The 13683-nt window shown below is 36.6% G+C and carries 14 protein-coding genes and 2 tRNA genes; 8 read left to right on the top strand and 8 right to left on the bottom strand.

What is annotated here, in order from left to right; translation table 11 throughout:
• Window positions 1–981, top strand: coding sequence for an MlaD family protein (locus NHF50_RS02695; RefSeq protein ID WP_252774974.1), 981 nt, complete (start codon window positions 1–3; stop codon window positions 979–981).
• Window positions 982–1064: 83 nt separating this feature from the next.
• Here NHF50_RS02695 and NHF50_RS02690 read toward each other — a convergent pair.
• Window positions 1065–1137, bottom strand: a tRNA-Lys gene (locus NHF50_RS02690).
• 27 nt (window positions 1138–1164) lie between these two features.
• A tRNA-Lys gene (locus tag NHF50_RS02685) sits at window positions 1165–1237 on the bottom strand.
• A gap of 128 nt (window positions 1238–1365) precedes the next feature.
• On the opposite strand from NHF50_RS02685, the gene NHF50_RS02680 reads away from it, so the two are divergent.
• Window positions 1366–1878, top strand: a complete 513-nt coding sequence (locus NHF50_RS02680) for a shikimate kinase (protein WP_252774973.1) — start codon at window positions 1366–1368, stop codon at window positions 1876–1878.
• Here the strand turns inward: NHF50_RS02680 and NHF50_RS02675 are convergent.
• From NHF50_RS02675 to NHF50_RS02665, 3 genes are read right to left on the bottom strand one after another with little or no spacing between them, the layout of a single operon-like run.
• The gene (locus NHF50_RS02675) at window positions 1870–2364 is read right to left on the bottom strand and encodes a phosphoribosyltransferase family protein (protein ID WP_109568223.1); all 495 of its coding nucleotides are present in this window, start codon (window positions 2362–2364) and stop codon (window positions 1870–1872) included. The genes NHF50_RS02680 and NHF50_RS02675 overlap by 9 nt on opposite strands.
• Window positions 2361–2951: a methyltransferase domain-containing protein gene (locus NHF50_RS02670; protein WP_109568222.1), complete on the bottom strand. Its 591-nt coding sequence runs from the start codon at window positions 2949–2951 to the stop codon at window positions 2361–2363. The genes NHF50_RS02675 and NHF50_RS02670 overlap by 4 nt, the downstream gene beginning before the upstream one ends.
• Entirely contained in the window at window positions 2938–3330 is a 393-nt protein-coding gene (locus tag NHF50_RS02665; RefSeq protein ID WP_109568221.1) for an RNA-binding S4 domain-containing protein, read from the bottom strand. The genes NHF50_RS02670 and NHF50_RS02665 overlap by 14 nt, the downstream gene beginning before the upstream one ends.
• 75 nt (window positions 3331–3405) lie before the next feature.
• Between NHF50_RS02665 and NHF50_RS02660 the strand changes: the two genes are divergently transcribed.
• The gene (locus NHF50_RS02660) at window positions 3406–4329 is read left to right on the top strand and encodes an FKBP-type peptidyl-prolyl cis-trans isomerase (protein WP_252774972.1); all 924 of its coding nucleotides are present in this window, start codon (window positions 3406–3408) and stop codon (window positions 4327–4329) included.
• A gap of 66 nt (window positions 4330–4395) precedes the next feature.
• On the opposite strand, the gene NHF50_RS02655 is transcribed toward NHF50_RS02660, so the two are convergent.
• Entirely contained in the window at window positions 4396–5352 is a 957-nt protein-coding gene (locus NHF50_RS02655; protein ID WP_252774971.1) for a transketolase family protein, read from the bottom strand.
• A gap of 17 nt (window positions 5353–5369) precedes the next feature.
• Window positions 5370–6218, bottom strand: coding sequence for a transketolase (locus NHF50_RS02650; RefSeq protein WP_109568217.1), 849 nt, complete (start codon window positions 6216–6218; stop codon window positions 5370–5372).
• Between the two features lie 184 nt (window positions 6219–6402).
• Between NHF50_RS02650 and tgt the strand changes: the two genes are divergently transcribed.
• The 5 genes from tgt to dnaB all read left to right on the top strand — a co-directional run bounded on the left by tgt (window position 6403) and on the right by dnaB (window position 12212).
• Window positions 6403–7533: a tRNA guanosine(34) transglycosylase Tgt gene (tgt, locus tag NHF50_RS02645; protein ID WP_252774970.1), complete on the top strand. Its 1131-nt coding sequence runs from the start codon at window positions 6403–6405 to the stop codon at window positions 7531–7533.
• Window positions 7534–7535: 2 nt separating this feature from the next.
• Window positions 7536–8615 (top strand): LptF/LptG family permease, encoded by a 1080-nt coding sequence (locus tag NHF50_RS02640; RefSeq protein ID WP_252774969.1) that lies wholly within the window; start codon window positions 7536–7538, stop codon window positions 8613–8615.
• Window positions 8602–9504 (top strand): DMT family transporter, encoded by a 903-nt coding sequence (locus tag NHF50_RS02635; RefSeq protein ID WP_109568214.1) that lies wholly within the window; start codon window positions 8602–8604, stop codon window positions 9502–9504. Before NHF50_RS02640 ends, NHF50_RS02635 begins: the two co-directional genes overlap by 14 nt.
• 54 nt (window positions 9505–9558) lie before the next feature.
• On the top strand, window positions 9559–10512 hold the full coding sequence (locus NHF50_RS02630; RefSeq protein WP_252774968.1) for an acetyl-CoA carboxylase carboxyltransferase subunit alpha: 954 nt from the start codon (window positions 9559–9561) through the stop codon (window positions 10510–10512).
• Window positions 10513–10664: 152 nt separating this feature from the next.
• Window positions 10665–12212 carry a replicative DNA helicase gene (gene dnaB / locus NHF50_RS02625; RefSeq protein WP_252774967.1) on the top strand — a complete coding sequence of 516 codons (1548 nt, stop codon included), beginning with the start codon at window positions 10665–10667 and terminating at the stop codon, window positions 12210–12212.
• A gap of 69 nt (window positions 12213–12281) precedes the next feature.
• Here the strand turns inward: dnaB and NHF50_RS02620 are convergent.
• The coding region (locus tag NHF50_RS02620; RefSeq protein WP_252774966.1) for a T9SS type A sorting domain-containing protein at window positions 12282–13683 on the bottom strand (1402 nt) is incomplete at its 5' end.

Below are 13683 nucleotides of genomic sequence, written 5' to 3'. Positions count from 1 at the left end.
ATGACAAAGACATCTTCAGAAAATATCCGATTAGGCATTTTTGTTATCATAGGCAGTTTGTTTCTGCTGTTAGCGATTTATTTTATAGGGAATTACAAAGGGATAATAGGAAAAACGTTTACTATTAATGCTGTGTTTACCAATGTGAACGGCTTGCAAAAAGGAAATAATGTCCGTTTTTCAGGTGTAGACATAGGAACCGTGGGAGACATAGAAATGGAAAGCGATACAACAGTCCGGGTGCACATGGTTATAGATGAAAAAATGATGAAACATATTAAAAAAGATGCCATTGCTACAATTGGCTCCGACGGATTGGTCGGAAATATGATCGTAAATATCATTCCAGGCAGAAATTCCCAAGAATATGTACAAAACGGTGATCAGATCATATCCTACACCAGAATAGGAACAGAGGAGATGTTGAATACATTGAATGTTACTAATGAAAATGCCGCCCTGCTCACGGCAGACTTGTTAAAAGTAGTTCGGTCACTAACGCAAGGAAAAGGAACATTCGGTAGGCTGCTCAATGATACCCTAATGGCAGACGATCTTCAGGTAGCGATCAGAAATTTAAAACACACAAGCAGCCGCGCAGATAAGACTGTGTTAGCATTAGAAAATATGGTAGAACGCATCTCTTTTGAAGAAAGTGTTGCCGGAGTATTATTGACAGATACAGTTTCCGGAAATAAAATGAGACATCTTATTACAGATCTTGAAGCATCCGGTAAAGAAATAAGTCAAATGACAAAGGATCTGAATGATTTTGTGGCTCTCTTAAATGAACGTAAAGGAACGGTTAACTATTTAGTACAAGATACTGCATTGGTAAAACAATTGGAAAACATAGTAAAAAATGTAGACGAAGGTACCGGGAGATTTAATGAAAATATGGAAGCGCTAAAGCATAATTTCCTGTTCAGAGGCTATTTTAAAAAGAAAGAAAAAGAAGAAAAGAAAGAGAAAACAAAGTAATAAAGAGATCTTCTCCTGATAGAGAGAATGTATAAAACAAAAAAAAGGGACAAGTCTTTTTTTTTAGACTTGTCCCTTTTAAGTGACCCCGCTGGGGCTCGAACCCAGGACCCCTACATTAAAAGTGTAATGCTCTACCAGCTGAGCTACGGAGTCAATGCGCTAATAAGTGAAAAAAAATTGTGACCCCGCTGGGGCTCGAACCCAGGACCCCTACATTAAAAGTGTAATGCTCTACCAGCTGAGCTACGGAGTCAATTCATTTCCTTATTGCGGGTGCAAATATAAGACCTTAAATTTATTTTTCAATGCTTTTTTGTTATAAATTTGCTTTTTTTTACAAATTATTTTTTAAGTTATTAATTATTAGAACTTTATTTTTACATGGAAATTATCTTGATTGGTTACATGGGATCAGGGAAATCTACGATCGGTAAAATTTTATCAGAAAAAACTGAAATACCTTTTTTTGATTTGGATCAGATTATTGAAGAAAAAGAAAAAATGACTGTGAAAGAAATCTTCCAGAGAAAGGGTGAAATTTATTTCAGAAAGGTAGAGAGCCTGTATTTCAATGACTTCATGGCTAATAATGATCATTATATACTTTCGCTGGGAGGCGGAACACCTTGTTATGCTAATAATCATGAAAAATTGCAACTTCCGGAAATAACATCTTTTTATTTAAAAGTGCCTATAGCGGATTTGGTAAAACGTTTAACGGAAGAAAAAGAAAACCGCCCGTTGGTAGCTCAGTTGAATGTTGAAGAACTGGAAGATTACATACGCAAGCATTTATTTGATCGCAATTTCTATTACCATAAGGCAAAACATACTATTAATGCCAGTCAACCGACAGATGAGGTTGTCGCGGAGATTTTAAAAAAATTAGCTTAAATAAGCATAATCGTTTTCATCTTCAAAAACTACTTGTACGTGTTCTTGAAGGGAGGTAGATAAAGAAAGCCCTTTAAAATCGGCTTTAACAGGGAATTTTTTGTGATTTCGGTCTACTAAAACAGCCGTTTTGAATTTTTTAAGCGGTACATCTAAAAAGTGTTTCACACCATATATTAAAGTAGTTCCTGAATTTAATACATCATCTACCAGAACAATTCCTTTGTTAGCGTATTCTTCTTTTTTCAGTGACGTTTCAATAGGTTTTTGTGGTTCTGGTTTGTCAATGAAAACTTCACAAAGTACAACTTTTAAATCGGAGATCTTTTGAACTTCAGCAACAATTTTTTGAGCCAGAATAAAACCGTTTTTACTGATTCCGGCTATGATGATTTCTTCTTCATCAATAAAAGTTTCCAAAATCTGATAGCTGATACGGGTTATCTTATTTTTAATCTCCTGATGATTTAAAATGATGTTTTTCATGTTGTGCGGTTATTTTTTTCAAAGATAATAAACAGTTCTCTTCCTGCTCTTGGTTTTATGGAATTATTAGCGTTCTCTAATGTTTTGATCATGAAATGATTGCAGAATAAATCCAGATATTCTTCCTTAGAGCCACCGAAAGGAGGACCATCTTCCGTTAGTGGGAATTGAAAAAGCAATCCGGCTATTTTTCCGTTCTGGTTTAATAGACTGTGCATCTTTGAAACATAATCTTTCCGCAAGTCAGGATTTAAAGCGCAAAAAAATGTTTGCTCCAGTATTAAATCATATTGTCCTTGGTGATCAAAAAAATTCCCTTGTATTATTTGATGAGAATAATCCGGATGCAAGTCGCTGATTCGTTTTAAAGGTGTAGGTGCTAAGTCAACAACAAAAGTATTGCGGAAACCATTTTGAATCAGGTAATTGAATTCGTGTCCGTTTCCTGCACCGGGGATTAAAATCTTAAGTTCCTTATTGTCGATCTGGTCAATATATTCTTTTAAAGGAGTTGTTATGCCTCCGGTGTCCCAACCGATATCATTATTCAAATATCGGTTTTCCCAATAGTCGCTATTCAAGTTCATGGTCTGAAAAATCGGTTTCGTCTGAATAATTCTCTATATCTCTTCTGTCCTTTTTGGTAGGTCTGCCCGTACCTTTGGCGCGGTAATGTTCTTTACTGAGTTTTAACATTTCTAGGTGTGCAAAGGCTTCCTGCGGCGTTTCGTCTTTTCTGTAAATATCAACCAATTTAGCCCCAACACGGCTTTGCGGAATATCTAATATTGTCAACAAATAGTTGATCTGGTCTCTTCTGACTGAGACTTTGTCCATTGGGTAAATTTCCCGGGAAGGTTTGGCTACCTGTCCGTTTACCGTAACATGTCCCTTTTTAATGGCTTCACTAGCCATGTTTCTTGTTTTGTAATAGCGTATAGCCCATAAATATTTATCTATCCTCATGAAAAATCAAAAAACAATGTTAATAAACATACAAAAATAAAGGAAAATTGTATCTTGCGCACAAAATTTAATTGCATGAAATCAAAAATTTATTGGTTAGGAGTTTTGGCAATAGTGCTGTTACAATCTTGTAATAAGAGTGATGATAGTTCAACTACGGTCCGAAACAGACAAAAAGTGTATGACGAAAATATCGTAGAGATAGAAGAATATTTGCAGGCTTGTTTCATGACTGTGGATTCTGATATGAATGTAACAGTGGACTCTATCGAGAACGGTGAAACATCAATTTGGGACCAAACAAATTATCCTTTACAATACATTACGGTAAAGAACGATACACGGGAAACTTTGTATACAGATGGAAGAATTGATGATGATGTTGATTATAAATTGTATTATGTGGTTTTAAATGAAGGGGGAGGAGTAACTCCTACCAGTGTAGATTCCACTTTTGTGGGCTATAAAGGTTGGAATCTGAAAAATGTAGTATTTGATCAGAATGATTTCGGAATGTGGTTCACTTTTCCGGCCATATATTCTTCAGATGCTGTTTCTATATCCGGATTCAGACAGATATTATCTGTAATAAAAACAGAAGCATCTGCAGTTGAGAACGGAGATGGAACGATTACTCATAATGATTATGGGAATGTTCTTGTATTCATTCCTTCCGGTTTGGCTTATTTTAGTAATGTAGCTACTAATATATCACAATATGCACCTATTGCTTTTCAGATAAAATTATATTCAAGAGAAGAGCGTGATCATGAAGGAGACAAAGTTCCCTCATATATGGAAGATCTGAATGGAAACAATGATTATTTTGATGATGATACAGATGGGGATTTATTACCTGATTTCTTGGATTATGATGATGATGGAGATGATTTTTTAACAAAAGATGAGATCAATGTAGACGCAAGTGGTGATTTGTTGTTGCCGTTTCCGACTTGTACAAGTGGAACGCCTAAGTATTTGGATTCCAGTTGTCATTAATAAGAAAGTTAATTGAAATAAAAAAACCACGCTTAGCGTGGTTTTTTTATTGTATATATATCACAATTATTTTTTTCTGGCAATAGCTTTTTCGGTTGCTTTAATAATTGAATCGGCATTTAATCCATATTTTTCCATTAGCTGAGCCGGAGTTCCGCTTTCTCCGAAACTGTCGTTTACAGCTACAAATTCCTGAGGAACCGGATTGTTTTGAATCAATGTACGAGATACGCTTTCACCTAAACCTCCTAAAATATTGTGCTCCTCAGCAGTTACTACACAACCTGTTTTAGCAACGGATTTTAAAATTGCTTCTTCGTCTAATGGTTTAATAGTATGGATGTTAATTACTTCGGCAGAAATGCCTTTTTCTTCTAATTTTTCTGCTGCAACTAAAGCTTCCCAAACTAAGTGACCTGTCGCAAGAATGGTTACATCAGTGCCTTCGTTTAGCATTACTGCTTTACCAATTACAAACTCTCCGTTTTCAGGAGTGAAGTTCGGTACACTTGGACGTCCGAATCGTAAATAAACCGGACCGTGGTGTTCGGCAATAGCAATAGTAGCTGCTTTAGTTTGATTGTAATCACATGGGTTGAGAACAACCATTCCCGGTAACATTTTCATCAAACCGATGTCTTCTAAAATTTGGTGTGTAGCGCCGTCTTCTCCTAATGTTAATCCGGCGTGTGAAGCACAGATCTTTACATTTTTATCAGAATAAGCTACTGATTGACGGATTTGATCGTAAACACGTCCTGTTGAAAAGTTTGCAAATGTTCCGGTAAAAGGAATTTTTCCGCCAATTGTTAAACCTGCAGCAATACCGATCATATTAGCTTCAGCAATTCCTACCTGAAAGAAACGTTCCGGATGATTTTTCTTGAAATCATCCATTTTAAGAGAACCGATTAAATCAGCACAAAGTGCTACTACATTTTCGTTCTTTTGTCCTAATTCGGTTAAACCGGCACCAAAACCTGAACGAGTATCTTTATTTCCTGTATTTTCGTATTTTTTCATTGTTGCGTTGTGTTGAATTAATAATCTCCTAAAGTTTCAGGGTTTTGAGCTAAAGCTTTTTCTAATTGTTCATCGTTCGGAGCTTTTCCGTGCCAAGCATGGGTGTGCATCATGAAATCTACACCATTACCCATTTCTGTATATAATAACACACAAACAGGTTTTCCTTTTCCGGTTCTTGATTTCGCTTCGGTCATGCCTGCAATGATAGCTTCAATGTTATTTCCTTCTTTAACTTCTAAAACATCCCACCCGAAAGCCTCGAATTTAGCTTTTAAGTTTCCTAAAGAAAGTACATCTTCTGTAGTACCGTCTATTTGTTTCCCGTTGTAATCAACAGTTGCAATATAATTATCTACTTTTTTTGCAGAGGCATACATGGCAGCTTCCCAAATTTGCCCTTCCTGTAATTCGCCATCACCGTGTAAGCTATAAATTAAATGATTGTCACCATTTAGTTTTTTAGCTAAAGCAGCTCCGATTGACACACTCATTCCTTGTCCTAACGAACCGGAAGCCATTCTGATACCAGGTAAACCTTCGTGAGTTGTAGGGTGCCCTTGTAAGCGGGAATTTATTTTTCTAAAAGTTGCCAGTTCAGAAACAGAGAAATAACCACTTCTGGCCAAAACGCTGTAGAATACAGGAGAAATATGTCCGTTTGACAAGAAGAAAAGATCTTCTCCGATCCCGTCCATATCAAAACCTTCTTTGCGTTCCATTAAATATTGATATAATACGACTAAGAATTCAGTACAGCCTAGTGATCCTCCCGGATGCCCTGAGTTAACGGCATGAACCATTCGTAATATATCACGTCTTACCTGAATGGTTAAATCTTGCAATTGTTGTGTGTTAGGTTTCATTTATTTTGATTAAAATTTCTGCAAAAATAATTTTTAATTTTGCTTCCAACAAACCTTTTATCAGGAACTTATTAAAGTTATCCGTTAATTATCCACAAAATAAATCCTAAATCTATTTTAAATTTTTTAGACAAGTACTTTCAAGTGGTTCATTTCCTTTATATTTGCCGTGTAAATTTTGTTTATGAAGTTTGATTTAATTAAGAAAGACGAGAAAAGTAAAGCAAGAGCAGGTATTGTTACTACAGATCACGGAGTGATTGAAACTCCTATTTTTATGCCTGTGGGAACTGTTGCTTCTGTAAAAGGAGTTCACCAAAGAGAATTAAAAGACGATATTAATCCTGATATTATTTTAGGAAATACCTATCATTTATACCTACGGCCACAGACTGATATTTTAGAGAAAGCCGGAGGCTTACATAAATTTATGAATTGGGATCGGAATATTTTGACGGATTCCGGTGGATATCAGGTCTATTCTTTGTCGTCTAACAGAAAGATCAAAGAAGAAGGAGTCAAGTTTAAATCGCATATAGATGGATCGTATCATTTCTTTTCGCCAGAAAATGTAATGGAAATTCAGCGTACGATTGGGGCTGATATTATTATGGCATTTGACGAATGTACACCATACCCTTGTGATTACCGTTATGCGAAACGTTCTATGCACATGACGCACCGTTGGTTAGACCGTTGTGTAGATCATTTGGGAAAAGTTCCTGCGAAATACGATTACGAACAAACCCTGTTTCCTATTGTTCAGGGAAGTACATATAAAGATCTACGTCAGCAATCGGCAGAATACATAGCAAATGTCGGGGCAGAAGGTAATGCTATAGGAGGCCTTTCTGTAGGAGAACCTGCTGAGGAAATGTATGCAATGACTGAAGTAGTAACTGCAATTTTACCGGAAGATAAACCAAGATATCTAATGGGAGTAGGAACTCCGGTGAATATCTTAGAAAATATAGCATTGGGTATTGATATGTTTGATTGTGTTATGCCGACGCGTAATGCCAGAAACGGAATGTTATTCACGGCAAACGGAATCATCAATATTAAAAATAAAAAATGGGAAGCTGACTTTAGTCCGATCGATAGCATGGGGCATACCTTTGTAGATTTAGAATATTCTAAAGCATATCTTCGTCATTTATTTGCGGCTAATGAATATTTAGGAAAACAGATAGCAACAATCCATAATTTAGGATTCTACTTGTGGTTAGTCCGTGAAGCAAGACGTCAGATCTTAGCCGGTACGTTCCGTGAGTGGAAAGATAAAATGGTAATACAACTGGCACAAAGATTATAAGTATGCTGAAAATAATCGACATTTATATACTACGCCGTTATCTCATGACTTTTACTGTCATGTTATTAATGTTTATTCCTATCGGGATCGTTATTGATGTTTCGGAGAAGGTCAATAAAATGATCGAGAAGAATATTGCGATCGGGGATATCTTAGTATATTATGTTGACTTCACCATTTATTTTGCCAATTTACTATTTCCTATTTTCCTTTTCTTATCGGTGATCTGGTTTACATCTAAGTTAGCTAATAATACAGAGATCATAGCAATATTAAGTTCAGGGATCTCTTTTCAACGATTTTTAAAACCATATTTTATCGGGGCAACAATAGTTTCTATTTTCGCTTTGATTATGGGTTTTTTTCTGGTTCCTAAGGCAAGTAAGGGTTTCAATGATTTCAGGTATGAGAACCTAAAAGGGAGTAATAAAACGAGAGAAACATCAGATATTTTCAGACAGATAAACAAAGACGAATATATTTATGTAAGTAACTATAATTACCTGTCTAAAACCGGATTCAATTTTGTACATGAAAAATTCAACGGGACACAATTGGTTGAGCGAGTAGATGCAAATCGTATCAGGTATAATGAAGAAACAAAATCATACACACTCTATAATTACAACAAGAGAACTATCGGTGAGTTTAACGATGTGTTAGAATCGTCGTCGAAAGAAATTAAAGAATACAATTTTGAACCGGATGATCTGACGCCGGTTATTTATGTTGCCGAAACGATGACCATAGGGCAATTGAATGATTTTATTAATAAGGAAAGAAAGAAAGGAAATGCCAATATCAATACTTATCTGGTCGTGTTTTATAAAAAATTCAGTTTGCCGGTATCGGCATTTATCCTGACGATCATTGCAGTTGCTGTTTCTTCCATGAAAAGAAGAGGAGGTATGGGAGTGAACTTAGCCATAGGAATATGTATTGCTTTTACGTTTATTTTCTTTGACAAAGTTTTCGGAACAATGGCTGAGAAGTCGAGTATTTCTCCGTTAATAGCGGTTTGGTTTCCGAATACGGTTTTTGGTATTTTAGCTTTTTACTTGTTGCGCAATGCAAAACGATAATTTCAAAAGTTATTTACATCTTCATTTAATAGTTTTTATCTGGGGATTTACAGCGGTTTTGGGAGCCTTGATCTCACTGGAAGCCTTACCGTTAGTTTGGTGGCGCATGGCGATAGCTACAGCTATTATATTACTTTTTATCTTTTGGAAGAAGATCCCTTTGGCACTAACCAAGCGAGCCGTTTTTTTTATGGTGTTGGCAGGTTTGGTCATTGCCCTTCATTGGCTGACCTTTTTTAAAGCGATTAAAGTTTCTAATGTTTCGGTTACTCTGGCCTGTTTGTCTACAGGAGCTTTTTTTACCTCATTTTTAGAACCGTTATTATACGGAAAAAAAATAGTTTGGTACGAAGTGCTGTTCGGATTAATTGTTATTCTGGGATTGTATATCATTTTTAATGTGGAAGGCGATTATGTGTTGGGGATAATTTTAGCTTTGACTTCCGCTTTCTTATCAGCATTGTTTTCTGTGATAAACGGGAAATTTGCGAAGGAATACCATCCGGCAACGATTTCATTTTATGAATTATCAGGAGGTGTTCTCTTTTTGTCGATCTATCTTTTATTTACTTCGGGTTTTACCACAGCATTCTTCCGGTTATCGCTTCCCGATTTGGGATGGCTATTTGTTTTAGCATCTGTTTGTACAGCCTATGCTTTTATAGCTTCTGTAGCCGTGATGAAACATTTAAGTCCATATACAGTGATGCTTACAATCAATCTGGAGCCTATTTACGGAATTATTTTAGCAGTTATAGTGTTTCAGGAAAAAGAAAAAATGAATCCGTCTTTTTATGTTGGAGCATTGATTATTTTGTCGACAGTGATCCTGAATGCAGTCGTTAAAAATTATCAGAAAAAGCAAAAACTGAAAAATAACTTGAATTAATATTATTGAAAATTTTATCTTTGTATTGGTAAACACTAACCAAATTAGAAACCTATGGAATATTTAGATTTTGAACTACCGATTAAAGAACTTGAAGATCAGTTGGATAAATGTGTGGTGATAGGGCAAGAGTCGGATGTTGATGTTTCAAATACGTGTAAACAGATTGAAAAAAAACTGGAAGAAACTAAAAAAAATATATACAAAAACTTAACGGCTTGGCAAAGAGTCCAATTATCAAGACATCCGAGTCGTCCATATACGATGGATTACATCAAAGCACTTTGTGGAGATAGTTTTTTAGAACTTTTCGGAGACAGAGGTGTAAAAGATGATAAAGCAATGGTTGGCGGGTTAGGAAAGATCGGAGATCAATCTTTTATGGTAATCGGACAGCAAAAAGGATTCAATACTAAAACACGCCAATACAGAAATTTTGGTATGGCTAATCCGGAAGGATACCGCAAGGCTTTACGATTAATGAAAATGGCTGAAAAATTCGGATTACCTGTTGTAACATTTATCGATACACCGGGAGCCTATCCGGGATTAGAGGCAGAGGAAAGAGGACAAGGAGAAGCAATTGCCAGAAATATCTTTGAAATGTGCCGACTTAAAGTGCCGATCATCTGTGTAATTGTAGGTGAAGGAGCATCAGGAGGAGCATTAGGAATTGGAGTCGGAGATAAGGTATTTATGTTGGAAAATACTTGGTATTCTGTAATTTCACCGGAATCATGTTCGTCTATTTTATGGAGAAGCTGGGAGTTCAAAGAGCAAGCAGCAGAAGCGTTGAAATTGACTGCTCCGGATATGAAAAAACAAAAACTAATTGACGATATTATTCCGGAACCTCTTGGAGGAGCTCACTATGACAGAGAGACTACCTTTAAAACCGTTGAAAAGTTCATTACAAAATCATATAAAGAATTAAAAGATTTATCAACAGCTGAACTTACGGCTAAAAGAATGGATAAATACTGTAATATGGGAGAATTTAAAGAATAATCCCATAAAAAGCTTGAAAATTATCCGAAGCCTTAACGTTTCGGATTTTTTTTATCTTATTAACAAAATAAAGTGACTTATAAACAGGTTATTAACGTGTGTTGTTTAATAACTTGAAAATAAAGCTATTAATTTTTGGTTACCTTAGCATAATGGAAAATATCAAGAATATAAACCCTATTAAGGTAGATAAAACTACCGTCATTAATTTAGAAAAAGGAAAATTGCCCCCCCAAGCTGTTGATTTAGAGGAAGCTGTGTTGGGTGCTATGATGATTGATAAAAAAGGAGTAGACGAAGTTATTGATATTTTACAACCAGATGCCTTTTACAAAGATGCCCATAAATATATTTTCGAAGCTATAGTTGAGCTATTTAACGATACCCAGCCTATTGACTTATTAACCGTTTCAGCTCAATTGAAGAAAAACGGAAAATTAGAGTTGTCAGGAGGTGATTTTTATCTGATCCAGCTAACGCAAAAAATTTCATCCTCAGCGCATATTGAATTTCACTCAAGAATTATTTTGCAAAAATATATTCAGCGAAGTTTGATTAAAATTTCAAATGAAATTATCGAGGAGTCTTATGATGAAACTACCGATGTTTTTGATTTATTAGACAAAGCCGAATCAAAACTGTATGAAGTAACTCAGGGAAATATTAAACGGAGTTCTGAAACTGCTCAAAGTTTGGTTATTCAGGCTAAAAAACGAATTGAAGAGATATCAAATAAAGAAGGTCTAAGTGGAATCCCGACAGGTTTTCATGATCTGGATAAATTAACTTCAGGTTGGCAGCCATCCGATTTGATTATTGTGGCAGCACGTCCGGGTATGGGTAAAACCGCTTTTACATTGTCAATGGCTCGTAATATGGCGATCGATTATCAGGCGCCGGTTGCTTTTTTCTCTTTAGAGATGTCATCGGTACAGTTGATTACTCGATTAATTTCGTCTGAAACCGGATTGTCATCTGAAAAACTAAGAACCGGAAAATTAGAAAAACACGAGTGGGAACAATTATCAATCAAAGTAAAGGATTTAGAAAAAGCGCCTTTATATATCGATGATACTCCGTCATTGTCAATTTTTGATTTAAGAGCAAAAGCACGTCGTTTAGCGTCTCAATACGGAATCAAAATGATTGTTATTGATTACCTTCAATTAATGACGGCCGGAGGTAATGGTAAAGGTGGAGGAAACAGGGAGCAGGAGATTTCGACCATTTCGCGTAATCTAAAAGCTTTGGCAAAAGAATTAAATGTTCCGGTTATAGCCTTATCACAGTTGTCGCGTGCTGTAGAAACTCGTGGTTCAAGTAAAAGGCCCTTACTTTCGGATTTGAGGGAATCAGGAGCTATTGAACAGGATGCAGATATTGTATCATTTATTTACCGTCCGGAATATTATAAAATAGACGAATGGGACGATGAAGAACGTTCACCAACTCAAGGACAGGCTGAATTTATTGTAGCAAAACACCGTAACGGTGGTTTAGATAATATTCGTTTAAAATTTGTCGGAAGTTTAGGTAAGTTTGACAATCTGGATGATTTTAGTTCTCCTTTTGATGAATTGCCTTCTAAAATGAACTTGGATGACAGTAATCCGTTTATTACGCCAAATTTACCATCGCCTAATGAAGCTTTTGGTAGTAATATGAATAGTTCAGATGATGATTCAGATGTACCGTTTTAAAAATTAAGAAAGAAAAGAGATAAAATAAAAAGAGCGATTCAATTTTGAATCGCTCTTTTTTTGAATGAATTAGTTGTTTATAATTAGCTTTTGGCCTTTCGATGAATTATGTATATCGATGATCAGATAAATACCTTCTGATAAATTACTTATATTGATAGTGTTCTCAATAGAAGATAATGCTTTGAATTTTTTAACGGTCTGCCCCAGTTGATTGATAATAACCAACTCTTTATCTGTTTTCGTTTTTATATAGAGTGTGTGTTGGGCTGGGTTAGGATACATTACAAAATTGTCGTTTCTTTCAAAATCTTCAGCGCTAAGAACTGTGGTACAAATAGACTCAACAGTACACGATCCGACAGTAATTTCAACTTTGTAATCTCCGTCAACTGTTGGTGTATAACTTTGATTGGTTTCTCCGGTCAAGATCGTATTCGGACAACTGTACCATTGATAGGTAGCACCTGATTGATTAGCAGTTAAAACACCTAAATTTTCAGTTACTGTATCATCAATAGCAGTCGGTTCAGTAATAGTAAAGTTAGTGGAAGTAGTACATCCATTGGCATCTGTTACGGTACAAGTCCATGTTCCTGCAGTTAATCCAGTTACGGAAGTTGTTCCGTCCCCAGTGGGGTTCCCCGGAGTCCAATTATAGGTATATCCTCCTGCACCACCAGTAGCTGCATTAACAGTAGCAGCTCCGGTTGAACCACCGTTACAAGCAACATCGGTCTGTGAAGATTGGGTTAAGGCCAAGGCAGTCGGTTCAGTAATAGTAAAGTTAGTGGAAGTAGTACATCCGTTGGTATCGGTTACTGTACAAGTGTAAGTACCGGCAACAAGACCTGTAGCTGTTGTACCAGTTCCGCCAGAAGGTGACCAAGAATAGGTATATCCTCCTGCACCGCCGGTAGCTGCATTAACAGTAGCTGCTCCTGTTGAACCTCCATTACAAGCGATGTTGGTTTGTGAAGATTGGGTTAAGGCTAAGGCAGTTGGTTCGGTGATGGTAAAGTTAACAGAATCAGTACATCCATTGGCATCCGTTACGGTACAAGTGTAAGTACCTGCAACAAGACCTGTAGCTGTTGTGCCAGTTCCGCCGGAAGGTGACCAAGAATAGGTATATCCCCCTGCGCCGCCAGTAGCTGTATTAACAGTAGCTTCCCCTGTTGAACCTCCGTTACAAGCGATGTTGGTTTGTGAAGCCTGTGTCAAGGCTAAGGCAGTTGGTTCGATGATGGTAAAGTTAGTGGAAGTAGTACATCCGTTGGCATCCGTTACGGTACAAGTCCATGTTCCTGCAGTTAATCCAGTTACTGAAGTTGTTCCGTCCCCAGTTGGGTTCCCCGGAGTCCAGTTATAGGTATATCCTCCTGCACCGCCGGTAGCTGCATTAACAGTAGCTTCCCCTGTTGAACCTCCGTTACAAGCGATGTTGGTCTGTGAAGATTGGGTTAAGGCT

Source organism: Flavobacterium sp. NRK F10 (assembly GCF_024054235.1).
In the GTDB taxonomy this organism is placed as follows: Bacteria; Bacteroidota; Bacteroidia; order Flavobacteriales; family Flavobacteriaceae; genus Flavobacterium; species Flavobacterium sediminis.
The sequence above is the reverse complement of the archived record's forward strand: the minus strand, read 5'-3'. Positions and strand labels throughout refer to the sequence as shown.

Excerpts from the sequence above, each read along its gene's own strand:
- NHF50_RS02695 (WP_252774974.1), top strand. The coding sequence starts at position 1 with ATGACAAAGACATCTTCAGAAAATATCCGATTAGGCATTTTTGTTATC.
- NHF50_RS02680 (WP_252774973.1), top strand. The coding sequence starts at position 1,366 with ATGGAAATTATCTTGATTGGTTACATGGGATCAGGGAAATCTACGATC.
- NHF50_RS02675 (WP_109568223.1), bottom strand. The coding sequence starts at position 2,364 with ATGAAAAACATCATTTTAAATCATCAGGAGATTAAAAATAAGATAACC.
- NHF50_RS02670 (WP_109568222.1), bottom strand. The coding sequence starts at position 2,951 with ATGAACTTGAATAGCGACTATTGGGAAAACCGATATTTGAATAATGAT.
- NHF50_RS02665 (WP_109568221.1), bottom strand. The coding sequence starts at position 3,330 with ATGAGGATAGATAAATATTTATGGGCTATACGCTATTACAAAACAAGA.
- NHF50_RS02660 (WP_252774972.1), top strand. The coding sequence starts at position 3,406 with ATGAAATCAAAAATTTATTGGTTAGGAGTTTTGGCAATAGTGCTGTTA.
- NHF50_RS02655 (WP_252774971.1), bottom strand. The coding sequence starts at position 5,352 with ATGAAAAAATACGAAAATACAGGAAATAAAGATACTCGTTCAGGTTTT.
- NHF50_RS02650 (WP_109568217.1), bottom strand. The coding sequence starts at position 6,218 with ATGAAACCTAACACACAACAATTGCAAGATTTAACCATTCAGGTAAGA.
- tgt (WP_252774970.1), top strand. The coding sequence starts at position 6,403 with ATGAAGTTTGATTTAATTAAGAAAGACGAGAAAAGTAAAGCAAGAGCA.
- NHF50_RS02640 (WP_252774969.1), top strand. The coding sequence starts at position 7,536 with ATGCTGAAAATAATCGACATTTATATACTACGCCGTTATCTCATGACT.
- NHF50_RS02635 (WP_109568214.1), top strand. The coding sequence starts at position 8,602 with ATGCAAAACGATAATTTCAAAAGTTATTTACATCTTCATTTAATAGTT.
- NHF50_RS02630 (WP_252774968.1), top strand. The coding sequence starts at position 9,559 with ATGGAATATTTAGATTTTGAACTACCGATTAAAGAACTTGAAGATCAG.
- dnaB (WP_252774967.1), top strand. The coding sequence starts at position 10,665 with ATGGAAAATATCAAGAATATAAACCCTATTAAGGTAGATAAAACTACC.